This window comes from Streptomyces sp. 3MP-14, from assembly GCF_006334905.2.
GTDB classification, from domain to species: domain Bacteria; phylum Actinomycetota; class Actinomycetes; order Streptomycetales; family Streptomycetaceae; genus Streptomyces; species Streptomyces triticirhizae.
This window is the reverse complement of record NZ_VDLZ02000010.1, coordinates 147,083-170,767: the sequence shown is the minus strand read 5'-3', so window position 1 is coordinate 170,767 and position 23,685 is coordinate 147,083. Positions and strand designations below refer to the sequence as shown.

Here is a 23,685-nt window from a genome sequence, read left to right as displayed (position 1 = left end):
GGTCATGCGTCGGGAGATCTTCGAGCCGGAACACGAGGCGTTCCGCGCGAGCGTGCGCGCCTTCGTGGAGCGCGAGGTGCTGCCGCACCACGAGCGGTGGGAGCGGGCGGGCGTGGTGGACCGCTCGGTGTGGCAGGCGGCCGGCCGGCAGGGGCTGTTGGGCCTGGCCGTGCCCGAGGAGTACGGGGGCGGCGGCACGCCCGACTTCCGCTTCCCGACCGTGCTGGCCGAGGAGTTCGCGCGGGTCGGGGCGACCGGTCCCGGCTTCCGGGTGCACAACGACATCGTGGGCCCGTATCTGACCGAGTTGGCCACCGACGAGCAGAAGCGGCGTTGGCTGCCCGGGTTCTGCTCGGGTGAGACCATCGCGGCCATCGCGATGACCGAGCCGGGAGCGGGTTCCGATCTCCAGGGCATCCGCACCCGGGCCGAGGACCGGGGCGACCACTATCTGCTCAACGGCGCCAAGACGTTCATCTCCAACGGCATCCTCTCCGACCTGGTGATCGTCGCGGCCAGGACCACCCCGGAGGGCGGCGCCAGGGGCCTGAGCCTGCTGGTGGTGGAGCGCGGCATGGCCGGCTTCGAGCGCGGCCGGAACCTGGAGAAGCTGGGCCTGCACGCCCAGGACACCGCCGAGCTGTCGTTCACCGACGTGGTCGTCCCCCGGGAGAACCTGCTGGGCGAGGCGGACCGGGGCTTCGCCTATCTGATGGAGCGGCTGCCGCAGGAGCGGCTGACCATCGCGGTCGGCGCGATCGCGGTGGCCGAGGCGGTGCTGGCGGAGACCGTCGAGTACGTGAGGCGGCGGGAGGCGTTCGGCCGGCCGCTGGCGAAACTCCAGCATGTCCGGTTCCAGATCGCCGAGTTGGCCACCGAGTGCGCGGTCACCAGGACGTTCGTCGACCGCTGCGTGACGGAGCACAACGCGGGCGCGCTGGACACCGCGCACGCCTCGATGGCCAAGTGGTGGGCGACCGAGCTGGCCAACCGCGTGACCGACCGTTGCCTCCAACTGCACGGCGGCTACGGCTATATGACCGAGTACCGGGTGGCGCGGGCCTTCGCGGACAGCCGGGTGGGCACGATCTTCGGCGGCACCACGGAGATCATGAAGGAGATCATCGGCCGCTCGCTGCTCAACTGACCCCCGTTTCCCTCCCGTTGAGGGACCGCCCACCCAGGAGACCCGCCGGTGAACCCGCGCAGAAAAGGACAACGACGTTGAGCAGCGAAGCCTATGTCTACGAGGCCGTCCGCACCCCGCGCGGGCGCGGCAAGGCCAACGGTTCGCTCCACGAGGTCAAGCCCGTGGACCTGGTCGTCGGGCTGATCGACGAGATCCGCCGCCGCTTCCCCGACCTCGACCCGGCCGCGATCGACGACATCGTGCTGGGCGTCGTCACCCCGCTCGGGGACCAGGGCGCGGACATCGCGCGCACCGCGGCGCTGGCCGCCGGGCTGCCGGACACGGTGGCCGGCGTCCAGGAGAACCGCTTCTGTGCCTCCGGGCTCGAAGCGGTCAACCTGGCGGCGGCGAAGGTCCGTTCGGGCTGGGAGGACCTGGTGCTGGCGGGCGGCGTGGAGTCGATGTCGCGGGTGCCGATGGGCTCCGACGGCGGCGCCTGGGCGCACGACCCGATGACCAACTACACCACCGGCTTCGCCCCGCAGGGCGTGGGCGCCGACCTGATCGCCACGGTCGAGGGCTTCAGCCGGGCGGATGTGGACGCCTACGCCGAGCAGTCGCAGGCCAGGGCGGCGGCGGCCTGGAAGGACGGCCGCTTCGACCGCTCGGTGGTCCCGGTGCGGGACCGCAACGGGCTGCTGGTCCTGGACCGCGACGAGCACCTGCGGCCCGGCACCACGGTGGAGTCGCTGGCGAAGCTCAAGCCGTCGTTCGCCGCCGTCGGGGAGCTGGGCGGGTTCGACGCGGTGGCGCTCCAGAAGTACCACTGGCTGGAGCGGATCGAGCATGTGCACCACGCGGGGAACTCCTCGGGCATCGTGGACGGCGCCTCGCTGCTGCTGGTCGGCTCCCGCGAGGTCGGCGAGCGGTTCGGGCTGCGGCCCAGGGCCCGGGTGGTCTCGGCCGCCGTCTCGGGCTCCGAGCCGACGATCATGCTGACCGGGCCGGCGCCCGCCTCCCGGAAGGCCCTGGACAAGGCCGGGTTGACGGTGGCCGACCTGGATCTGGTGGAGATCAACGAGGCGTTCGCCGCCGTGGTGCTGCGCTTCGTGCGCGAGATGGGGCTCAGCCACGACATCGTCAACGTCAACGGCGGCGCCATCGCGCTGGGGCACCCGCTGGGCGCCACGGGCGGGATGATCCTGGGCACCCTGCTGGACGAGTTGGAGCGCAGGGACGGGCGGTACGGGCTGGCCACGCTGTGCGTGGGCGGCGGGATGGGAGTGGCCACCGTGCTGGAACGCCTCTGACCACGCCGCCCCGCGCGGCCCGCGCCACCCGCATCGCCCGCACCCCCCGCCACCGTTCCCCCGTTCGAGGAGAGTTGCCCGCCATGTCGACCACCCCGTCCGCACCCGCGACGCCGCCCGGGCCGCAGGAGTCGGCGCAGCCGGCGTCCGTCACCGAGCCGGCACGGAACACCGTCCGCCTGGAGTGGGACGACCCGTCCCCCGGGGACGCCGGCGACGGCCAGGAGGGCCGCCGGATCGTCACCCTGGTCCTGGACGATCCGATGCAGTCGGCGAACACCATGAACGCGGCGTTCATCGACTCCCTGGAGAACTCCGTTGACCAACTGGTCGCCGAACGCGACCGGTTGCGGGGCGTGGTGGTGACCTCGGGCAAGGAGACGTTCTTCGCCGGCGGCGACCTCAACGACCTGCTCGCCGCCACCCCCGAGCAGGCCGGCGAGGTCTTCGCGAGGAGCCTGCGGGTCAAGCGCGCGCTGCGCGCCCTGGAGACGCTGGGCCGCCCGGTGGTCGCCGCGCTCAACGGCACCGCGCTCGGCGGCGGCCTGGAGATCGCGCTGGCCTGCCACCACCGGATCGCGCTGGACGCGCCCAAGGCCAGGTTCGGGCTGCCCGAGGTGACGCTCGGCCTGCTGCCGGGCGGCGGCGGGGTGGTGCGCACGGTGCGGCTGCTGGGCCTGGCGGACGCCCTGACCAAGGTGCTGCTGGAGGGGAAGCGCTACCGGCCACGGCAGGCCGTCGAGGTCGGCCTGGTGCACGAGATCGCCGCCGACCGCGCCGAACTCCTCGCCCGCGCGCGGACGTTCATCGAGGAGCACCCGGAGGCGGCGCAGCCCTGGGACGAGCCCGGCTACCGCCTGCCGGGCGGCACCCCGAGCCACCCGAAGCTCGCCGCCCAGCTGCCGGCGTTCCCCGCCCGGCTGCGCGAGCGGCTGGCCGGCGCGCCCTACCCGGCGCCACGCGACATCCTGGCGGCGGCCGTCGAGGGCGCCCAGGTGGACGTGGAGACCGCCGGGGTGATCGAGGCGCGCTACTTCACCGAGTTGGTGGTCAGCCAGACCGCCAAGAACATGATCCAGGCGTTCTTCTTCGATATGCGCACGGTCAACTCCGGTCGCAGCCGGCCGCAGGGCGTGCCGGCGCGGAACGCGAGCCGGGTCGCGGTGCTGGGCGCGGGGATGATGGGCGCCGGGATCGCGCACGCCTGCGCGACCGCCGGTCTTGAGGTGGTGCTGCGCGACGTCTCGGCCGAGGCGGCCGAGCGCGGACGGGACGCCGTGCGCGGCACGTTGGAGAAGGCCGTGGGGCGCGGCCGGCTCACCGCCGAGGGCCGGGACGAGGTGCTGGCGCGGATCACCCCGACCGCCGAAATCGCCGAACTCGCCGGCTGCGACGTGGTGATCGAGGCCGTCTTCGAGGACCCGGCGCTCAAGCGGAAGGTCTTCCAGGAGGTGCAGGAGGTGGTGGCGCCGGACGCGCTGCTGTGCTCCAACACCTCGACGCTGCCCATCACCCAGCTCGCCGAGGGCGTGCGCCGCCCCGAGGACTTCGTCGGGCTGCACTTCTTCTCGCCGGTCGACCGGATGCCGCTGGTCGAGATCGTCGTCGGCGCCCGCAGCGACGAGACGGCCCTGGCCCGCGCGTTCGACCTGGTGCGCGCGCTCGGCAAGACCCCGATCGTGGTGCGCGACGGGCGCGGCTTCTTCACCTCCCGGGTGATCGGCCACTTCCTGACCGAGGGCCTGGCCATGGTCGGCGAGGGCGTGGCGCCCGCCTCGATCGAACAGGCGGCGGCCCAGGCCGGCTACCCGGCCAGGGTGCTGGCGCTGCTCGACGAGCTGACGTTGACGCTGCCGCGCCGCATCAGGGAGGAGACCCGCCGCGCGGTCGAGGAGGCCGACGGGGAGTGGCGGGCGCACCCGGGCGACGCGGTGCTGGACCGGATGGTGGACGAGTTCGGCCGCACCGGCCGGGCGGCGGGCGCCGGCTTCTACGACTACGACGAGGACGGCGAACGGGCCGGCCTCTGGCCGGGGTTGCGCGCACACTTCGCCCGGCCGGCGGCCGAGGCGGGCGACCCGCCGCCGTTCGCCGACCTGATCGACCGGCTGCTGATGGCCCCGGCGTTGGACGCGGTGCGCTGTCTCGACGAGGGGGTGCTGACCTCGGTGGCCGACGCCAACGTCGGCTCGCTGCTCGGCATCGGCTTCCCCGCCTGGACCGGCGGCATCCTCCAGTACCTCAACGGCTTCCCGGGCGGCCCGGCCGGCGCCGTCGCCCGAGCGGAGGCGCTGGCCGCGCGGTACGGCGACCGCTTCACCCCGCCGGCGCGGCTGCGCCAACTCGCGGACGAGGGAGGTCGTTTCACGGACGAGACCGGCTGACGCCGGGGAGCGGAACGGGGCCGCCGAGGCCGCCGAGGCCGCGAGCGCGGCCCCGGCGGCGGGGTCCCGCCGGCGGCGGGGCGGCCGGCGGGCGGGACGGCCCGGGCCGCGATTCACCGGTAGCCCACGATCAGCTTGTCCAGAGCCTGCTCACCCGTCTCGGCGCGAAGTACCCCACGGAATCGCGCCGGTGATTCTGGTCAGTTGATGCCTTCCACCAACTTCTCCAACGCCCTGTCCCCGGAATCGGCGAACTCCCAAGCCTCGTCCATCCCCAGGAACACCCTGCCGTCGGCGGCCATCCCCAGATAGAGATTGCGGCGCCCCGCCATTCCCAGGGGATAGAGAGAGGTGCTGGCCTCCTCGCTCAGGACATCGAAGATCTCCTCGTCCCACTCGGCCATGCGGGGATCGATCTGGAAGTCCGCCCTGATCGCGCTGATTCCCGGGCCACGCTCCCGGACCTCCAACCCTCCGAACTCCCGGAGGAAAACCCGGGCCGCCGGGTGGATTGTGAACCCGCCTCGTTCCTCCAGAACGCTCTCCCACATCGCCGTCTCCACCCGCCGCCCGGGGAACCAGCCGGCGGCGCGGAGGGTCCGGTCCGTGGACTCCGACCACCTCTGTGAGGCACGCGTCATCGTGACCGCCCCGTCGCTGTTCCTCGCGTGAATGGTGCCGGTGGACCATTGTTCCATCGCGGGTCCGGCGGGCGCCGCTGTTCGGCAACGGGCGGTGCCCAGGGGCCGGTTGTCGTCGTTCCGTGACGTGGCCGGTGCCGGGCTGTCGGGGGCGGTCCCGTAGATTCCCGGCAACGAACGGGGCGTTGGGCTTCGGGGGAACGGAACGACGGGGAACGGGGGCGTTGGCATGACCGCGAGGGAGGCCGGCGAGGGGTGGCTGGTGCTGGCGACCGGCACCGATGTGCTGTTGGCGTTGGGCGCCGGGGTCGGCGGTGCGATGGCCGTGGAGCCGGACGTGCTGGGGAACGTCACCTTCGTGGTGGCCTTCGTCGGCTGCGCGTTCGGCTTCTCGTTCGTCAACCATGTGTTCGGCATGTGGCTGGCCCGCGCCAGCCTCGGCAAGCTGCTGTGGGCGCTGCGCGTGGTCCGGGTCAACGACGGCGGCCGGCCCGGGTTCTGGCGGTCGATCGGCCGGTGGCTGCTGGGCTTCGCGTTTCTCGCGGTGATGGCGATCGCCGAGGACGGCGGCGGCGTGGGTGAGGCCGCCGGCCTGCGCACGGTCCGCCGCCGCGACCTGCGCGGCTACGCCAACGACGGCACCTACCGCGTCTGAGCCGGCCGCCGGCCCCCAGGCGTCCGGGGACCAACGGCCGGCGCGGCCAACGGCGTTGGGGCCGTGTGGCGAGCGGGGCGGGCGAGTGGGTCAGGCGAGCGCCTTCCGGACGCGGGGCGCGACCTCCTCGCCGAAGCGGGAGATCGTCGCGCGCTCGTCGCTGAAGAGCAGGAAGCCGCTGATGCCGTGGCGCACCGCGATCCGGGTGAGTTGGTCGGCCCAGGGGCCGGTGCCGGCCTGGACCCCCGGCGGGGCGGGGATGTTGTAGAGCCGTCTGATGGCGGACGGGTCGCGGCCGGCGGCGCGGGCCGCCTCGTCGATGCGGGCGTGGCCGGCGTCCAACGCGTGAGGCGGGACCCGGGTCGCGGACGGGAGCCAGCCGTCTCCGAGCCGGCCGACGAGGCGGAGCATCCGTGGCCCGACCGCCCCGATCCACAGCCCGATCGGCCGCGGATGCGGCGGCCCCGGCACCGCCTCCCGCAGGCGGTGGTACCGGCCGTCGAGGGTGGCCGGCGGCCCCGGCGTGGCCAGGGCGCGGACGACGCGCACGGCCTCGGCGAACGCGTCGACGCGTTCGCCAACGGTCAGCCGTGGCCCGCCCTCGCTGTGGATGGCCTCGCCGTGCCCGCCGGCGCCGAGCCCCAACGCGACCCGGCCGCCGCTGAGGGCGTCGAGTGACGCCGCCGCGCGGGCCGTTCCGGCCGGCGGCCGCAGCAGCAGGTTCGCGACGTTCGGCAGGACGTTCACCCGCCGGGTCCGCGCCGCGATCCAGCTCAGCAGGGTCCAGGCGTCCAGGAACCCCGGCTGGTACGGGTGGTCGGAGACGCTGACGACGTCGAGCCCGACCCGTTCGGCGTGCAGGGCGAGGTCGACGACCCGCTCGGGGCGGTGCGCGTCGGGGGTCAGGATGACGCCGAACAGCGGCTCGTGCCCGTAGCCGGGCCCGAGGCCGGTCACCGCGCGACCCCTTCGTGCTCCGCGCCGGCGCTGGCGCCCGGCGCGCCCGCGCCGTTCCCACCGTTCCCACCCCCGCGCCGCCTCCCGATCAGCGCGGCCGGCGCCGCCGCCGCGAGCGCCAGCGCCGAGACGGCGAACGCGACGGTGTAGCCGGCGGGTTCGGGGATGCCGCTCCCCGGCAGCGTGTCGGCGGTGACAATGGCCGCCGCCGCCTGGGCGCCGAACGCGCCGCCGATGGTGCGGACGATGGTGTTGACGCCGGTGGCCTCGCCCGTCTCGTGCGGCTCGACGGCCGCCACCACCACGTTGGCGAGGGCGGAGAACGCGAACCCGATGCCGACGCCGATGACGCCGGCGCCGGTCGCGATCGCCCAGCCGACGTCGCGTCCTGCGGCGAGGAGGCCGAACCCGGCGGCGCCGACGAGGCAGGCGACGACGAGCGCGTTGGTCCAACCCAGCCCCGGCCCGAGCCGGCCGGCGAGCGGCCCGGCGAACAGCATGGTCACGGCCATGGGCAGCAGATACAGGCCGGCCTCGGTGGTGGAGGCGCCGAACCCGTAGCCGGCCGAGGGCGGCGTCTGCACGAGCTGCGGAACGAGGGTGAACGCGCCGTACATCCCGAAGCCGATGATCAACGCGGTGAGGTTGGCGGCGACGACGGGCCGTCGCCGGAGGATGGTCAGGTTCATCAGCGGCGCGGTCAGCCGGTTCTCCAGGACGAGGAACGCCGCGAAGGCCGCCACGGCCACGCCGGTCAGGACGACGACGGGCAGCGTGCCCCAGACGCGTATCTGGCTGATCGCCAGCAGCAGGGCGACCAGCGCCACCGACAGCAGCGCGGCCCCCGCCATGTCGACGCGCCCCCGGGCGAGTTGGGCGGGCACGCGGATGAACGCCAGCACCGCGGCCGCCGCGACCAGGACCAGGATCAGGGACGCCCAGAACAGGGACTCCCAGCCGAACGCGTCGATGAGCGGGCCGGGCAGCACCAGCCCCAGCCCGAAGCCGATCCCGAAGACGGCGCTGATCGTGCCGATCACGACCGGCACCCGTTCGCGCGGGAACGTCTCGCGGACCAGCCCGAAGGCGAGCGGGAAGGTCCCCGCGCCCAGCCCCTGCACGGCCCGGGCGGCGATGAGCACGCCGATCGAGCCGGACAGGGCGGCGAGCAGGGAGCCCAGGGCGAGGATGCCGAGACTGACGAGCATCAGCCGCCGGCGGCCGAACAGGTCGCCGAGCCGGCCGAGGATGACCGTGCCGACCGACGAGCTGACCAGGAACGCGCTGATCACCCACGAGGCGGTCGTGGTGTCGGCGCCGAGGTCGGCCCGCAGTTCGGGAAGCGCGGGGACGACGAACGTCTGGAGCAGGGAGAACGACAGCACCGCCAGCAGCAGGGCGGCGAAGGCTCCCGTGGTGGAACCGGATGTCGAGCGGGAGGCCGGGCGGGGTGGCGTCGCAGAATGCTTCATAGCGACATCATTACATGATGACACGATTCCGGGTGAGTACGATGCGGGAATGAACGAGAGCCGCCGCCCGCCCACCCTGCTCGGCCTGCCGTCGTATCTGGCCGCCCATGTCGGGCGGATCGGGAACCGGCCGCTGGTCGAGGAGCTGACCGCGCACGGGCTGCGCCTGCCGCACTTCGCCGTGCTCGCCGCCCTGCGCGACCTCGGGCCGACCGCCCAGCACGAGCTGGCCGACCGGCTGGGTTTCAACCGCAGCCACCTGGTCGGCTACCTCGACCACCTCGAACGGGCCGGCCTGGCCGTCAGGGAACGCGACGCCGACGACCGCCGCCGCCAACTCGTCCGGCACACGGCGGAGGGCGCGCGCCTGACGGCCGAACTCGTGCGGATCGCGGGCGAGGTCGAACGCGCGCAGTTCGCCGCGCTGACCGACGCCGAACTCGCCACGCTCACCGCACTGCTCGCCCGCGTCCTCGCCGCCGACGACCAGAACGACCGGGGGACGACCGGGGAGCCACCGCCGAGGCGCGGGCCAGCGACGGCGACTAGCGCGGGCGGGCGAACGGCGACCGTCGCCGGGATGACAGGACGGGACGAGAGGAATCCGTGAACTTACGCACGCTGCTGCGCACCAGCAGCGCCCTGTGGGTCGCTCCATTGGCGCTGGGGCTGATCCTCTTCTACTACGTCGCCGTCGGTCAGGAGAACGCCTTCCGGCAGGACTACGGCTGGGCGCCGACGCTCGTGTCCGCGCCGCTGGAGGTGGCCTACGCCTTCGCCTACGGCGTGACCGCCGCGCTCGGGGCGTGGGAGAGCGGGCGGCTGCGGCGGGCGGCGGTCTGGGAGTTGGCGCCGGCGCGGTCCCGTTATCTGGTCGCCGCGCAGGTGTTGCTGCCGGTGGTCGGCCTGGGTTGGCTGATGCTGTGTCTGCCGGTCACCCTCGCCCTGGCGCGGGCCGGCGTGGTGCCGACGCCGGTGAGCCTCGGCCCGCTGGTGCTGGGTCTGGTGCTCTGCGGGGCACACGCCGTCGTCGGCTTCGCCGTCGGGCTGCGGGTGCCGGCCGTGGTGGCGGCGCCCGTGCTGGCGGTCCTGGTGTGGCTGGTGGTCGCGACGTCCCGGGCCACGGACGTGCCCTGGCGCCGCTACACGCTCGGGCAGTACGGCGTCACCCTGGAGTTCGGCGAGACGGCGACCGTCGGCTCGCTGGTGGCGCAGGCGCTGCCGACCGTCGCCCTCGCCCTGGCCGTCGCGGCGCTGTGGCTGCCGCTACGTCAACTGCTGAGCGTGGCAATGGCGTTGACGGTGCTGGTGGCCGGCGTCGGGGTCGCCCACGCCATGACCCGCGACTGGACCACCGACCCGCTCCGGATCGACGCCGCGCCCATGACCTGCGCGGGCCAGGCGCCCCGGGTCTGTATGCCGGAGGCGACCGTCGGCGACATCGAGGCCGTGCGGACGGAGGTGGTCGGGGCGCTCGACGCGCTTGTCGCGGTGGGCATAGCCGAGCCGCCCGAGACCGTGACGGACTCCCTGACCGACGGCCGCCGCGGCGTGGCGTCCACCGAGGAGACCTGGCGGCTCGGGCTCACCAGCGGCGAACGGCAGGGCACCGTTCGCTATCGGATGGTGACCGAGGCGGTCGACTTCCCCTGTTACCTTCCGGAGCCGCGCGCCGAGCGGTCCGTCCTGCTGTGGGCGAGCGAACGCACCGGCGTGGCCGAGACCTTCTGGGCGTTCCTCGACCGGGACCCCTATGTGGACGACGCGCAACGGGAGTTGCTGCGCGAGATCGTCGACGGGGTGCTGGCCGAGCCCGACGAGACCCAGCTGCGCTGGTACCACGAGGCGACGCGGGCGGCGTGCGAGGCGAGCGCGTGAGCTGGTGGTGGCGGGCCCGGCGGGCCCACGTTCTGCTGCCGCTGGGCCTGGCGTCGCTCGCGCTGTTGGCGCTGGTGCTGCGGGACAACACGGCGGGGCTGCCGTCGTTCAGTGTCTCGGGCAGCAGCGAGACCAGGATCATGCTGTTCGCGCCGATCCCGCTGGTGGCGCTTCTCGCCCTGTGCCTGGACTCGCGGCTGCCGGCCGCCGAGGACACGGGAGTTCGCCCGGTGCGTCGGATGGACACCGCCCTGGTCGGGCTGGTGATGGCGGCCTCGGTCGTCGTCTGCCTGCTGCTGGGGTGGTGGCTTGACGCGGACGCGGTCAGGGCGGCGGGCCGGAACACGGTCTTCTTCGTCAGCCTGCTGCTCCTGCTGCGCCCCTTCGCCGGGCAGGCTGCCATCCTCGCACCGCTGACCTGGCTGATGACCGTGGTGCTGCTCGGCTTCCGAAGGCCGAACGACCCCTATCCGTGGACCGTCGTCCCCGAACCGAGCGGCGCCGCCCACGCCGCACTCGCCACCGTCGCGCTGCTGCTCGCCGCCGTGGCCGTTCACCACCGAGGCCCGAGGAGGGGCATATGAACGAGGAGGGGCATATGAATCTGGAACTCTCCGCCCTGACCTACGGCTACCGCAGGCGCCGCCCGCCGGTGATCGAGAAGCTGGACTACCGGCTGCCGGACGGGTTGACGGTGCTGCTGGGTCCCAACGGCGCGGGGAAGTCCACGCTGTTGAAGCTCGCCGCCTCGGCGCTCGCGCCGCGCGCGGGGACGGTCTCCCTCGGCGACCTCGCCTACGGGTCCCCGTCCTACCGGCGGGCCGTGGCGTGGATGCCGCAGGCGATTACGCCGCTGCCCTCCCTCACCGCGCGGGAGTATGTGGCCTATGTCGGCTGGCTCAAGGGCATGTCGCGGAGCGACGCCTGGGCGCGGGCCGAACGGGCGCTGGCGCGCGTCGAGTTGGCGGACCGGGCCGGCGAGCGGACGTCGCGGCTGTCCGGGGGGCAGCTGCGCCGGGTCGGCGTGGCCACCGCGCTGGTCCACGAGGCGCGGGTGCTGCTGCTGGACGAGCCGACGGCCGGCATGGACCCGCGCCAACGGCGCGTGTTCCGCGACCTGTTGGCCGCGCTCCGCGATGAGGTGCACATCCTCGTGTCCACCCACGACGTGGCCGACCTCGCCGAGGAGGCCGACCAGGTGACCGTGCTCGACGGCGGCCGCGTGCTGCACACCGGGACCACCGACTCGTTCCTCCGGCACGCCCCGGCCGGCACCGCGCCCGGCCGGGCCGCCGAGGGCGCCTACACGGCGCTGCTCGGCGACCCGGCCGACGCGTAGGGACGGCGCCCAGCCGCTACGCGCCCGCCCGGATCTCCGGGTCGGCCGGCTCGACGCGCAGCAGCAGGACGGAGCGCTCCGGCACGCGGAGGATCGTTCCGCCGAGGTGGGTGGAGTCGGGCGCCACGTCCTGGCGTTCGCGTGAGGTGTCCAGCAGCAGCCGGTAGACGGAGCCCCAGGGCGGGCCGGGGAGCGGGAAGTCCAGCGGCTGGTCGCCGGCGTGCAGCACGGCGAGGAAGCTGACGTCCGTCACCGGCCGCCCCTTCTCGTCGCGTTGCGGGATGTCGCGGCCCGAGAGGTACATCGCCACGGTGCGGCTGGGCGCGTACCAGTCCTCCTCGGTCATCTCCTTGCCGTCGGCGGTGAACCAGCCCAGGTCCCTTATCCCGGCCGGGGCCTGCCGGCGCCCGGAGAAGAACGCGCGCCGGCGCAGCACCGGATGCTCCCGGCGCATCCGGATCAGGCGCCGGGTGAGGTCGAGCAACGGGCGCCAGGTCGGGTCGTCGGGCAGCGACCAGTCCACCCAGCCGACCTCGTTGTCCTGGCAGTAGCCGTTGTTGTTGCCGCCCTGGGTGCGGCCGAACTCGTCGCCGGCCACCAGCATCGGCACACCGGTCGAGAGCAGCAGCGTGGTCAGCATGTTGCGCAGCTGGCGGCGGCGGAGCGCGTTGATCGCCGGGTCGTCCGTCTCGCCCTCGACGCCGCAGTTCCAGGAGCGGTTGTCGTCGGTGCCGTCGCGGTTGTCCTCGCCGTTGGCCTCGTTGTGCTTGTGCTCGTAGGAGACCAGGTCGCGCAGGGTGAACCCGTCGTGCGCCGTGATGAAGTTGACCGAGGCATAGGGGCGTCGGCCGCCCCAGGCGTAGAGGTCGCTGGAGCCGGAGAGCCGGTAGCCGAGGTCGCGCACGTCGGGCAGCGCGCCGCGCCAGTAGTCGCGGACGGTGTCGCGGTAGCGGTCGTTCCACTCCGTCCACAGCGGCGGGAACGCGCCCACCTGGTAGCCGCCGTCGCCCACGTCCCAGGGCTCGGCGATCAGCTTGACCCGGCGCAGCACCGGGTCCTGGGCGATCACCGCGAGGAACGGGGAGAGCATGTCCACGTCGTGGAAGGAGCGGGCCAGCGCGGCGGCCAGGTCGAAGCGGAAGCCGTCCACGCCCATCTCCTGCACCCAGTAGCGCAGCGAGTCGGTGATCAGCCGCAGCACCTGGGGCTGGACGACGTGCAGGGTGTTGCCGCAGCCGGTGTAGTCCGTGTAGTGGCGCGGGTCCTCGGCGAGGCGGTAGTAGCCGGGGTTGGCGATGCCGCGCAGCGAGAGGGTCGGGCCGCCCTCGCCGGCCTCGGCGGTGTGGTTGTAGACGACGTCGAGGATGACCTCGATGCCGGCCTGGTGGAGCGCGCGGACCATGTTCTTGAACTCGCCGACCTGTTGGCCCCTGGTGCCCGAGGCGCTGTAGGCGGCGTGCGGGGCGAAGTAGCCGATGGAGTTGTAGCCCCAGTAGTTGACCAGGCCCCTGCGCAGCAGGTGGTCCTCGTGCGCGAACTGGTGAACGGGCAGCAACTCCACGGCGGTGACGCCGAGTTGGACCAGGTGCTCGACGGCGGCCGGGTGGCCGAGGCCGGCGTAGGTGCCGCGCAGCTCGGGCGGGATGCCGGGGTGGCGCATGGTGAAGCCGCGCACATGCAGCTCGTAGATGACGGAGTCGGCCCAGGGCGTCTTGGGCCGGCGGTCGTCGACCCAGGTGTCGGTGTCGTGCACCACCACGCCCTTGGGCACGAACGGCGCCGAGTCGTGGTCGTCCCGTACGGTGTCGGCCAACTCGGGCGGCTGGTGGTGGCGGTGGTGCCCGTAGACCTCGTCGGGGAGGGCGAACTCGCCGTCCACGGCGCGGGCGTAGGGGTCGAGCAGCAGCTTGGCCGGGTTCCAACGGGCGCCGGCGAACGGGTCCCAGGGGCCGTGCACCCGGTAGCCGTAGCGCTGGCCCGGGCGGACGCCGGGCAGGAAGCCGTGCCAGATCTCGTGGGTCAACTCCTCCAGGTGGCAGCGGGTCTCGCGCCCCTCTTCGTCGAAGAGGCAGACCTCGACGGCCTCGGCGCCGCCGGCCCACAGGGCGAAGTTGGTGCCCTCAGTGCCGTCGGGGCCGACCCGGAAGCGGGCGCCGAGGGGCTGTGGGTGGCCGGGCCAGACGTCGGTCCTCGTGTGCTCAGGTGCCAGGGACACGGGCGCCCTCCATATGTCTTTGACCCGGATGGTTCCCGGTTCCAGGGCGGCCCGCACGTGCTGGCGGGACGGTGTTGGCCGTCGACTCCGCCACGGTCCGGGATTACGGCATTTTGCCATGGCTTGTCCCGGCCGGCGCTCGCGGCGACGCGAGCGCGGGGGGCGGGATCGGGGCGCGGGCCCACGCGCCGGGGCGCGCGAGGCGGCGCGCCCCGGCGTGAACGGGTCCGGCACCCGGCGCGAACGGCGGCGGCGCGCCCCGGCGTGAACGGGTCCGGCACCCGGCGCGAACGGCGGCGGCGCGCCCCGGCGTGAACGGGTCCGGCACCCGGCGCGAACGGCGGCGGCGCGCCCCGGCGTGAACTGCGACGGAACGGTGACAGTTCCGCGCCCGTCTCACGGGTGTTCATGTGATTACCTGATCAACAATTTCGGGGTCGTGGAGGGGAGCACGGGGCGTGCGAGCGGGGAGCGGGAGACGGAGAGGCGCCGTCGGAACGGGCGCGCTGCTGGGGGCGTTGCTGCTGGCGCTGAGCGCGTGCGGCGGCGGGGGCGGTGGCGGCGAGGAGCCGTCCGAGGAGGAGAGCCCGGCAGCGGCCGTGGCCATCGCCATCGCACCGGAGGACGGCGCGGTGGACGTGCCGACCCAGGGCGAGTTGGCGGTCACCGCCGAGGGCGGCACCCTCACCGAGGTGACGGTGGCCGGGCCCGAGGGCGAGGAGGTCGCGGGCGAACTGACCGAGGAGGCCGACGCCTGGGCGCCCAGCGAGGCGCTGGCCAACGGCGCCGAGTACACCGTGACGGCGGTCGGCGAGAACGGCGACGGGGAGGCCGAGACCGCCACCGCGACGTTCACCACCGTGGCGGCCGACGCGACGTTCTCCAGCTACTGGAACATCCCCGACGGCTCCGAGGTGGGCGTCGGGATGGAGCTGTCCGTCACCTTCGACACTGCGATCGAGAACACCGCCGAGGTCAGGGACGCCATCCAGATCACCACCGAGCCGCCGGTCGAGGTGCGCGGGCACTGGTTCGGCAACCAGCGGGTCGACTTCCGGCCCGAGGAGTACTGGGAGCCGGGCACCGAGGTGGAGATCCGCTTCCGGCTGCGGGGAGTTGAGGGCGCCGACGGCGTCTTCGGCACGCTCCGCGAGGACGTCTCCTTCACCGTGGGCCGCAGCCAGGTCTCCACCGTGGACGCCGCCGCGCACACGATGGAGGTCGTCAGGGACGGCGAGGTGCTGCGCACCGTTCCCATCACCGCAGGCGCGCCGGGCACCGAGACCTGGAACGGGAAGATGGTGATCACCGAGAAGCACAAGGAGACCCGGATGGACGGGGCGACGGTCGGCTTCGGCGGTGAATACGACATCCCGGACGTTCCACACGCCATGCGGCTGTCCACCTCGGGCACCTTCGTGCACGGCAACTACTGGGCGTCCTCGGCCACCTTCGGCAGCGACAACGTCAGCCACGGCTGCGTCGGCCTGGAGGACCGCCAGGGCGCGGGCGACCCGGACACCGACGCCGCCTGGTTCTACGAGAACTCGATGATCGGCGACGTGGTCGAGGTGATCAACTCCGAGGACGACGTGATCGCCCCGGACAACGGCATCAACGGCTGGAACATGGACTGGGCCGACTGGGGCGCCGGCCAGTGACCCCCGGTTCGGGCGTGACCGGGGGCCCGCCGGCCCGGGTCGCGCCCGAACCCGTCAGATCACCCGGAACAGGTCGGCGGCGGCGCGCACATCCGTCAGGTCACCGACCGACCTGAGGTTGTCGCACAGCGCCGCCAGCACCGAGCCCTCCCCCGCCGCGTCGGACGGGGCGCCGACGGCCACGCCGAAGAGGCGGAAGCCCAGCCGCCGCTTGTCCTCCCGCCAGCCGCGCAGCCACTCGTCGGTGACGCCGCACTCGTCGTCGGTGAGCAACACGATGTCGCCCCGCGCCCGGCCCGCGTCCTCGAACTCCTCCGCCAGCAGCGCCCCGGCCGCCGACAGCGGCGCCTGGTAGCTGGTGCCGCCGCCGAGGAACGTCTCGGCGAAGTCCAGCACATCCCCGATCGCGGCCGGCCGCCGGGCCGGGAAGCGGAAGACCCGCAGCCGGTCGGCCGAGGAGAACAGCACGCCGACGAAGTCCCTGCGGGAGCGGCGCGCCTGGTCCAGCAGCGCCAGGGCGCACGCCTTGGCCCACGCCTCCCTGGTCACCCCGCCGGGCCCCGCCTCGTACATGGAGTGCGAGGTGTCCACGCACGCGACGATCGCGCCCCGCCCGGTGGCCCGCTCGGCCAGACCCTCGTAGAGCATCAACTCGCCCGCCGCGTACCGGGCGGCGAAGACCGCGCGCAGCTCCGGCAGGCCGAGGTTGGCCAGCTCGGAGGGGATGACGCGGGTCAGGTCGTCGCCGAGGGTGACGCCGACCAGCTCGCCGGCGTCGCCCGCCACCCGGCGGGCCGCCTCGCCGCTCGCCATCCGCCGGAAGCGGCCGATCAGCTCGGCCCAGGGCGCGAGCCGGCCGGCGCGCAGCCGCTCGGCGAGCCTGGCGCGCCGCTCGAACGACATCCGCGCCAGCTCGCCCGGGCCAACGCCCCACGCCCGCATCAGCGTTGACTCGGCGCGCACGGCCTCGACGGCCCGCGCCGCCGCCTCGCGCGCCGCGACGCGGAGCGCGGCGGCGCCGGGCTCGGGGGCCGCCCCCGGCTCGGCGGCCGACGACGCGGGCTCGGCGGGCTGGGCCGGTGCGGCAGGCTCGGCCGGCTCTGCCGCGCGGGCGGCGGCGGCCGAGGCCGGACGCGGCCGGTCCGGCTCCGGGGCCTTCGGCGGCCGCGCCAGCATCCGGCGCAGCGCGGGGGCCTGGGCGAGCACGGCCATGGCGGCGGCATACGGGTCGCCGGCGGTCTCCCGGCGCAGCTCGGCGAAGCCGGGCGTGGTCACCAGCGCGCCGACCGCCCGGTGCTGGCCCAGCCGGGACGGGGCCATCTCGCCGGGCTCGCGCAGCCGGGGGTTGGCCTTGTAGGCGGCCAGGAACGCGTCGGCCAGCAGGTCGGCGAAGTCGACGACACCCCCGGCGCCGCCCGGCTCCGCGCCCAACTCCTCGGCCAGCGCGCGCAGTCCGGCCGACTGCGCGAGGGTGTCGCGCCAGGCGACCAGGTCGAACCGGTCGGCGACCACGACCCCGGTGTGCCCCCCGTTCACGCCCCCGTTCACGCCCCGCCCCCGCCGTTCAGAGCTGCGCCCTGACCATGCTCGCGTCCATGCCCAGCGCCTCGGTGAGGACGCGGGCGCGGACGGCGCGCTGGCGGGTGGCCACCCGGTCGATGGCGGCGGTGGAACGGCCGGCGGCCAGCGCCTCAGCGCGCAGCCGCTCCAGCCGCTTGCCCGCCCTGGCCAGCCTGTTGTGCGCGTTCTTGATGACCCACTCGCTGAGCGCCTCCCTGGACTGCCCGGCCATCGCGTCGAGTTGGACCTCCAACTCGTCGATGGCGTCGGCCAGATCGAGCGCCTCCCTGGCGTCCGGGTGGACCAGCCGCAGCACCTCGCGCTCGACGGTCGGCCGCTGCGCCGGCGAGTCCCACAGCACGTGTGAGAGCACCGACAGATCGGACGCGGCCACGGCCGCGCGGCCGTCCAGAAACGCGGACGCCTGGAGCAGACCGATCGACTGCCGCCAACGGCGGTCGGAGGCGATCAACTCCTCGCGGCGCAGCGCGGACCGCAACGTGCACACCGCGTCCACGATCTCATCGGGAACGGACACGGCCGGAACGAACCCGGTCACCGCGTCCCGCAGCGCGGCCAGCGTGACCGTGGTCCGGCGCGGCGGCTCCGGGCGGCTGACGGCGGAGCGCACCAGCGCGGCGAAGTTCGCCGGGTCGGCCAGATACTCGACCTCCATCCGCACCAGCAGCCGGTCGTAGATCGCGGCCGTGTCCTCCCCGCCGGGCAGTTCGTTGCTCGCCGTGATCGCCCCGATCAGCGGGCAGCGGATCGGTTCGCCGCCGTTCTCCGGGTGGTAGATCCGCTCGTTGAGAAAGCCCAGCGTCTCGTTGAGGGCCGCCGTCGAGCACTTGAAGATCTCGTCGACGAACGCGACATGCGCGGTCGTCGCGCGCCCCTCGAAGACCTGCCGGTACTCGCCCCTGGCCAGCGCCGCGACGTCCACCGGGCCGAACATCCGGGTCGGCGCGGTGAACTTCGACAGCAGGATCTCCCAGTAGGCCGCCCCCTCGATCCGGCCGGTCAGCTCCCTCGCCAGCTCGGACTTCGCCGTCCCCGGCGGACCCAGCAGCAGCGAGTGCTGCCCGGCCAGCAGCGTCACCAGCAACGTCCGCACCACGTCGGCCCGTTCGTAGAAGCGGTCCGACAGCTCCGCACAGACCGCCCGCAGCCGCCCCGCTGTCTCCGCCGCCTCGGACCCGCCCGCCGCCTGGGCTGCCTCGGACCCGCCCGCCGCCTCGGCCGCCTCCGCCGCGCCCTGCCCGCTCGTCGTCAACATCAACTCCCTGCCCTCGCACCCTTCGCGCCCCGCCACGCCCCAACCTACGACGCGGCGCGGCCCGCCACGGGGCGCACCGAGGCTCGCACGCGTGCGCCGGCGCGCGCCACACCGCGCTGGCAACGCGCCCCGGAGCGGGGGCAGTTCCCGCGAAACGGCACGCGCACCCGGCACGCGCGGCCATGATGGAGCACATGGCTGCACCGGCGGACGTCCCCACGAGCGACCTCGAAGAGACCGACCTCACCGACCTCGCCGACCGCGAAGCGCCCCCGCCCCGCCCCCGCCCCGACGACCCCTCCCTCGCCGAGGTGCTGCTGCCCTCCGAGCCCCCGTCCGCCGGGCGCGCCCGCCGGCTCACCCGGAGCCAGCTCGGCGCCCGCTGGCTGCTCCCCGAGGAGCTGACGGAGCACGCGGTGCTGCTCGTCTCCGAGCTGGTGGGCAACGCCGTCCAGCACGCCGGGGCAGCCGAGTTCGGCCTGCGGATCAGGCGGCGCAGGGGCTGGGTCCGCGTCGAGGTGCGCGACCCCTCCCGCGCGCTGCCCGCGCTGCTGCCCGTGCGGGAGATGGAGGTGATCAGCGGGCGCGGCCTCTTCCTCGTGGACACCCTCGCCGACCGCTGGGGCGTGGACCTGCTGCCGCACGGCAAGTCCGTCTGGTTCGAGATGCGCACCCCGCACCGCTGACCCGCACCGCCGACCCGCACCGCCGACCCGCACCGCCGACCCGCACCGCTGACACCCCCGCCCGGGAGCGCGGCCGCCGGGGAACGACCTCAACGCCCCGGCCGCCGGCGGGTGCTGGCCCGGCGCCGGCGGTCGTTGCACAGCAGACAGCGGCCCCACCCCGGCGGCAGCGGGTCCTCCGGGTCCCCGTAGAGCGGATCGACCGCGCCCCTGGGATGCTCCCGGCAGCCCGTCTCCCCCGGACCTTCGGTCAGCGCCTGGGCGGCGACCAGCGCCCGACGCAGCGCGTCCACCAACACCGCCGCCTGCTCCCCGGCCGGCGGCTCCTGGTCGAAGGCGACGTCGGAGGCGGTCCGCAGCGCCGCCTGTAGCTCGCGCAGCTCAACCTGATGACTCATGCGGGCCACAGTAGGCGCCCCCACTGACACCGTGCGCCCGAGCCGGCCCCCGCGCCCGCCGGATCGGCGAATCCGCAGGACAGACGGGGTGTCACGGGTGGCATCGGCCGCAGGACCTAGGTCGAAAACCCGTGGGCGTTGTCAGTGCCAGCTCGTAGGCTCGGAGGCGATGTCTGCCACAGCCACCTCCCCCGCCGCGACCACCGTCCCCCACCGAAAACGTTCCGTCGTCCGTGCCCTGCTGCGGCTGTGGCCCTATGTGCGGCCCGCCAGGGGCCGCGTCTTCAGCGCCGCCGGGGTCGCCGTCGTGGCCGCCTCCATGGGCCTGGTGATGCCGCTGGTGCTGAAGTGGATGGTGGACGGCCCGGTCGCCGAGGGGGACACAGGCGGCGTGTGGTGGGGCGGCGTGGTGCTGCTGCTCGTCGGGCTGACCGAGGCGGCCCTCTTCGGTCTGCGCCGCTGGCTGGTCGCCCGCCCCCTGGCCAGGGTCGAGGCCAACATGCGGGACGCGATCTACCGCCACCTCCAGCGGCTGCCCGTCACCTTCCACGACCGCTGGCCCACCGGGCAGCTGCTCTCCCGCGCCACCGGTGACCTCCAACTCCTGCGGATGTTCCTGGCGTTCGGGCTGACGTTCCTCATCGTCAACAGCACCACCATCCTCATCGGCTTCGGCGTACTGCTCGTCCAGGACTGGACGCTCGGCCTGGTGCTGGTGCTGCCCGTGGTGCCGCTGATCGTGCTGTGCGCGCTCTTCGAGCGGCGGTTCTCCCTGGTGGCCCGCCGGGCGCAGGACCAGATGGGGGACCTGACCACCGTCGTCGAGGAGTCCATCCTCGGCATCCGCATCATCAAGGGCTTCGGCCGGCACCGCAGCCAGGCCCGCGCGTTCCGCCTGCTCTCCGGGGAGCTGCGGGACACCGAGCTGTACAAGGCGCGGCTGCTGGCCGGGATCTGGCTGGTGATCCTGGCGCTGCCCGAGCTGTTCCTGGGCACCGCGCTGGTGCTGGGCGTCTCCCAGGTCGCCGACGGCGAGCTGACCGCCGGCACGCTGGTCGCGTTCATGGCCACGGCCATGGTGCTGCGCTGGCCCGTGGAGTCCATGGGCTTCCTGCTGGCGCTGTGCAACGAGGCGGCCACCGCCACGGACCGGTACTTCGAGGTGCTGGACACCGAGATTCCCGACGAGCCGACGCCGGCCACCCCCGCCGCCGGGGACGGCGGCACCCCGGGGGACGGCATCCGCCTCACGAACGTCGTCTTCCACTACCCCGACGCCCCGCCCGGCAGCCCGCCCGTGCTCGACGGGGTGACGCTGCACGTCCGCACCGGCGAGACCATGGCGCTGGTCGGCGCCACCGGCAGCGGCAAGACCACGCTCCTCGCGCTGCTGCCCCGGCTGCACGAGGTCACCTCCGGCCGGATCACCCTCGACGGGGTGGACACGGCCACCCTCTCCCGCGCCGAGGTGCGCTCCCGGATCGCCGTCGCCTTCGAGGAGCCCACGCTCTTCTCCGCCTCGGTCGCGGAGAACGTGCTGATGGGCGCGGAGCACGCCGACGAGGCCGAGCTGGCCAGGGCGCTGCGCGTCAGCCAGGCCGACGGCTTCGTCAGGGCCCTGCCCGAGGGCCTGGAGACCGAGGTCGGCGAGCAGGGCCTGAGCCTCTCCGGCGGGCAGCGGCAGCGCCTCGCGCTGGCCCGGGCCGTCGTCGGCAAGCCCCGCTTCCTGGTGTTGGACGACCCGCTCTCCGCCCTCGACGTGCACACCGAGGCCCGCGTCGAGGCCGCGCTGCGCGAGGTTCTCGTCGACACCACGGCCCTGGTCGTCGCGCACCGCCCCTCCACGGTGCAGCTGGCCGACCGGGTCGCGCTGCTCTCCGAGGGCCGGGTGGCCGCCGTGGGCACCCACACCGAACTGCTGCGCGACAACGCCGAGTACCGCCGGCTGATGACCGGCGAGTCCCAGCTCTCCCAGGGCCGGGACCGAGAGTCCAACGGCGGCTCGCTGACCGCCCCGTCCCGAACCGCGTAAGGCGCCCGTCCGATGACCACCCAGCTCACCGACCAGGACACCGACCAACCCGACGACCGCGACCCCGACGCCCCCGCCCGCCTCGCCGAGCCCGACGAGGCCCTCGAACCACTCGAACCACTTGAGGTCGCCGACGCCTACGCGGACGACCAACTGCCCGCGCCGAAGGGCGCCTCCCGCCGGCTGCTGCTCTCCCTGCTGCGCCCGCACCGGGCCAGGGTGGCGCTGGCCGCGCTGCTGCTCCTCACCCAACAGGCGGCGGTGCAGGCCGTTCCCCTGCTGGTGGCCTACGCCATCGACTCCGGCGTGCCGGCGCTGCGCGACAACGACAACGGCCCGCTGATCGCGGTCGCCGTCGCCTACCTCCTCTGCGCGCTGGGCTCCGGCGTGCTCCAGTCGCTGTTCATCATGGTCTCCGCCAGGGTCAACCAGAACGTGCTGCTCGACCTGCGTGGCCGGATCTACCGGCACGCGCAGGCGCTCAGCCTCGACTTCCACGACCGGTACACCTCGGGCCGGCTGATCTCCCGTTCCACCAGCGACGTCCAGTCGCTGCGCGAGCTGCTCAACGAGGGCCTCCAGGAGATGCTGCTGATCCTGGTCTCCCTGACCTACATCGGCGGCCTGCTCTTCTATCTGGACGCCGGGCTGGGCGCGGCGGCGGTGTTCTCGTTCGTCCCGCTGTCGCTCCTGGTGCGCAGCTACCGGCGGCGCTCGCGGGAGAAGTTCAACGAGCGCTCCACCGCGATCGCCGCCGTGATCGTGAAGTTCACCGAGACGGTCAACGGCATCCGCCCGGTGAAGGCGTTCCGGCGGGAGGCGGCCAACGACGTCTCCTTCGACCGGCTCAACCGCCACCACGAGCGGATCAACGGCGACACCCTGCTGGAGATGTGCCGCTTCGTCGTGCTCTCCCGGCTGATCGCGGCGGTCTCGGTCGCCGGCATCGTGCTCTGGGGAGCGCAGCGGGTGCGGGCCGGCGAGATGGAGCTGGGCGCGCTGGCCGCCGGCGCGCTCTACATCCGGCGGCTCTACGACCCGCTGGACCGGTTCGCCATGCTGCTCAACAGCTACCAGTCGGCCGTCGCCTCGCTCCACAAGATCTCCGGGCTGCTGGCCCAGCGGCCCGACGTGCCCGAGCCCGAGGACCCGGTGGCCCTGCCCGAACGGCCCACCGACCGGCCGGGCCGCGAAGTCCTCTTCGAGGACGTGCGGTTCGCCTACCGCACCGGCGGGGACGTGCTGCCCCGCTTCCGGCTGCGGCTGGCCGCCGGCGAGACCACGGCGCTGGTCGGCGCGACCGGCGCTGGCAAGTCCACGCTGGCCAAGCTGCTCGCCCGGTTCTACGACCCGACCGAGGGCCGGGTGCTGCTGGACGGGACGGACCTGCGGCGGCTGAGCATGGCCGAACTCCGGCGCGGCGTGGTGATGGTGACGCAGGAGGCGTTCCTGTTCTCCGGCACGGTCGCGGAGAACATCGCGCTGGGCAAGCCCGACGCCACCCGCGAGGAGATCGAGGCGGCGGCCCGCGCGATCGGCGCGCACACCTTCATCGAGGAGCTGCCCGACGGCTACGACACGGACGTCCGCAAGCGCGGCGGCCGCATCTCGGCCGGGCAGCGGCAGCTGGTCGCGTTCGCGCGGGTGCTGCTGGCCGACCCGGCGGTGGTGATCCTCGACGAGGCGACGTCCTCGCTGGACATCCCCGGCGAACGGGCCGTCCAGGACGCGATGGTGACGGTGCTGCGCGACCGGACGGCGCTGGTGATCGCGCACCGGCTCTCGACGGTGGAGATCGCCGACCGGGTGCTGGTGATGGAACAGGGGCGGGTCGTCGAGGACGGGGCGCCGGCGGAACTGGTCGCGGGGGCGGGGAGGTTCTCGGATCTGCACCGGGCGTGGCGGGAGTCGCTTGTGTAGGGTTCCCTGCCCCACCCGCCCGCCCCTTTTCGCTGGCGCGGTGGCCCGGCGGCGGGGGGTGGTGCGGCGGTGATCGCTGCGCGATGGTTTGGGCGGTGGGTATTGGTGCGGCGATCTTCGGGCTGGGGTCTTTGACCCCAGCCGCCCGCCCCTTTTCGCTGGCGCGATGGCT

General features: G+C 73.9%; 19 protein-coding genes. 12 read left to right on the top strand and 7 right to left on the bottom strand.

The features are described 5' to 3' along the window. The first annotated feature begins 4 nt into the window (after positions 1–4). The 3 genes from FH609_RS18050 (at position 5) to FH609_RS18040 (ending at position 4,823) form a co-directional block, all read left to right on the top strand. Positions 5–1,147, top strand: a complete 1,143-nt coding sequence (locus tag FH609_RS18050) for an acyl-CoA dehydrogenase family protein (RefSeq protein ID WP_139668823.1) — start codon at positions 5–7, stop codon at positions 1,145–1,147. Between the two features lie 77 nt (positions 1,148–1,224). Continuing rightward, positions 1,225–2,439, top strand: coding sequence for an acetyl-CoA C-acetyltransferase (locus tag FH609_RS18045; RefSeq protein ID WP_139668821.1), 1,215 nt, complete (start codon positions 1,225–1,227; stop codon positions 2,437–2,439). Between the two features lie 83 nt (positions 2,440–2,522). Beyond that, positions 2,523–4,823 carry a 3-hydroxyacyl-CoA dehydrogenase NAD-binding domain-containing protein gene (locus tag FH609_RS18040; protein WP_139668819.1) on the top strand — a complete coding sequence of 767 codons (2,301 nt, stop codon included), beginning with the start codon at positions 2,523–2,525 and terminating at the stop codon, positions 4,821–4,823. Between the two features lie 200 nt (positions 4,824–5,023). On the opposite strand, the gene FH609_RS18035 is transcribed toward FH609_RS18040, so the two are convergent. After that, on the bottom strand, positions 5,024–5,464 hold the full coding sequence (locus FH609_RS18035; RefSeq protein ID WP_193317930.1) for an SUKH-3 domain-containing protein: 441 nt from the start codon (positions 5,462–5,464) through the stop codon (positions 5,024–5,026). Between the two features lie 229 nt (positions 5,465–5,693). Here FH609_RS18035 and FH609_RS18030 point away from each other — a divergent pair, with 229 nt between their 5' ends. Beyond that, a complete protein-coding gene (locus tag FH609_RS18030; protein ID WP_139668815.1) occupies positions 5,694–6,119 on the top strand; it encodes an RDD family protein in 426 nt (141 codons plus the stop codon). Between the two features lie 90 nt (positions 6,120–6,209). Here FH609_RS18030 and FH609_RS18025 read toward each other — a convergent pair whose 3' ends face one another. Both FH609_RS18025 and FH609_RS18020 read right to left on the bottom strand, forming a co-directional pair. Next, positions 6,210–7,076 carry an LLM class flavin-dependent oxidoreductase gene (locus tag FH609_RS18025; RefSeq protein WP_139668813.1) on the bottom strand — a complete coding sequence of 289 codons (867 nt, stop codon included), beginning with the start codon at positions 7,074–7,076 and terminating at the stop codon, positions 6,210–6,212. After that, positions 7,073–8,548 (bottom strand): MFS transporter, encoded by a 1,476-nt coding sequence (locus tag FH609_RS18020; RefSeq protein ID WP_139668811.1) that lies wholly within the window; start codon positions 8,546–8,548, stop codon positions 7,073–7,075. Before FH609_RS18020 ends, FH609_RS18025 begins: the two co-directional genes overlap by 4 nt. Before the next feature lie 49 nt (positions 8,549–8,597). On the opposite strand from FH609_RS18020, the gene FH609_RS18015 reads away from it, so the two are divergent. The 4 genes from FH609_RS18015 to FH609_RS18000 are packed head-to-tail and all read left to right on the top strand — an operon-like array spanning position 8,598 to position 11,765. Next, on the top strand, positions 8,598–9,158 hold the full coding sequence (locus FH609_RS18015; protein WP_139668809.1) for a MarR family winged helix-turn-helix transcriptional regulator: 561 nt from the start codon (positions 8,598–8,600) through the stop codon (positions 9,156–9,158). After that, positions 9,155–10,426, top strand: coding sequence for a hypothetical protein (locus FH609_RS18010; protein WP_139668807.1), 1,272 nt, complete (start codon positions 9,155–9,157; stop codon positions 10,424–10,426). Before FH609_RS18015 ends, FH609_RS18010 begins: the two co-directional genes overlap by 4 nt. Then, complete coding sequence (locus FH609_RS18005; RefSeq protein ID WP_139668805.1) at positions 10,423–11,010, top strand: AtpZ/AtpI family protein; 588 nt, start codon at positions 10,423–10,425, stop codon at positions 11,008–11,010. Before FH609_RS18010 ends, FH609_RS18005 begins: the two co-directional genes overlap by 4 nt. 14 nt (positions 11,011–11,024) lie before the next feature. After that, entirely contained in the window at positions 11,025–11,765 is a 741-nt protein-coding gene (locus tag FH609_RS18000; protein ID WP_139668803.1) for an ATP-binding cassette domain-containing protein, read from the top strand. A gap of 16 nt (positions 11,766–11,781) precedes the next feature. Here FH609_RS18000 and glgX read toward each other — a convergent pair whose 3' ends face one another. Then, positions 11,782–13,980 carry a glycogen debranching protein GlgX gene (glgX, locus tag FH609_RS17995; RefSeq protein WP_226961772.1) on the bottom strand — a complete coding sequence of 733 codons (2,199 nt, stop codon included), beginning with the start codon at positions 13,978–13,980 and terminating at the stop codon, positions 11,782–11,784. 458 nt (positions 13,981–14,438) lie between these two features. On the opposite strand from glgX, the gene FH609_RS17990 reads away from it, so the two are divergent. Next, positions 14,439–15,641, top strand: a complete 1,203-nt coding sequence (locus FH609_RS17990; RefSeq protein WP_226961771.1) for a L,D-transpeptidase — start codon at positions 14,439–14,441, stop codon at positions 15,639–15,641. A gap of 54 nt (positions 15,642–15,695) precedes the next feature. Here FH609_RS17990 and FH609_RS17985 read toward each other — a convergent pair whose 3' ends face one another. Both FH609_RS17985 and FH609_RS17980 read right to left on the bottom strand, forming a co-directional pair. Further along, positions 15,696–17,177, bottom strand: a complete 1,482-nt coding sequence (locus FH609_RS17985) for a VWA domain-containing protein (RefSeq protein ID WP_319789604.1) — start codon at positions 17,175–17,177, stop codon at positions 15,696–15,698. A 28-nt stretch (positions 17,178–17,205) separates the two neighbouring features. Next, a complete protein-coding gene (locus FH609_RS17980) occupies positions 17,206–18,477 on the bottom strand; it encodes an AAA family ATPase (RefSeq protein ID WP_139668797.1) in 1,272 nt (423 codons plus the stop codon). A gap of 194 nt (positions 18,478–18,671) precedes the next feature. Here FH609_RS17980 and FH609_RS17975 point away from each other — a divergent pair, with 194 nt between their 5' ends. Next, positions 18,672–19,163, top strand: coding sequence for an ATP-binding protein (locus tag FH609_RS17975; RefSeq protein WP_139668795.1), 492 nt, complete (start codon positions 18,672–18,674; stop codon positions 19,161–19,163). Between the two features lie 89 nt (positions 19,164–19,252). On the opposite strand, the gene FH609_RS17970 is transcribed toward FH609_RS17975, so the two are convergent. Beyond that, positions 19,253–19,561, bottom strand: coding sequence for a hypothetical protein (locus FH609_RS17970; RefSeq protein ID WP_193317929.1), 309 nt, complete (start codon positions 19,559–19,561; stop codon positions 19,253–19,255). A gap of 169 nt (positions 19,562–19,730) precedes the next feature. Between FH609_RS17970 and FH609_RS17965 the strand changes: the two genes are divergently transcribed. Continuing rightward, a complete protein-coding gene (locus FH609_RS17965; protein WP_139668793.1) occupies positions 19,731–21,593 on the top strand; it encodes an ABC transporter ATP-binding protein in 1,863 nt (620 codons plus the stop codon). 12 nt (positions 21,594–21,605) lie between these two features. After that, positions 21,606–23,513 (top strand): ABC transporter ATP-binding protein, encoded by a 1,908-nt coding sequence (locus tag FH609_RS17960; protein WP_139668791.1) that lies wholly within the window; start codon positions 21,606–21,608, stop codon positions 23,511–23,513. The last annotated feature ends 172 nt before the right edge of the window (positions 23,514–23,685 follow it).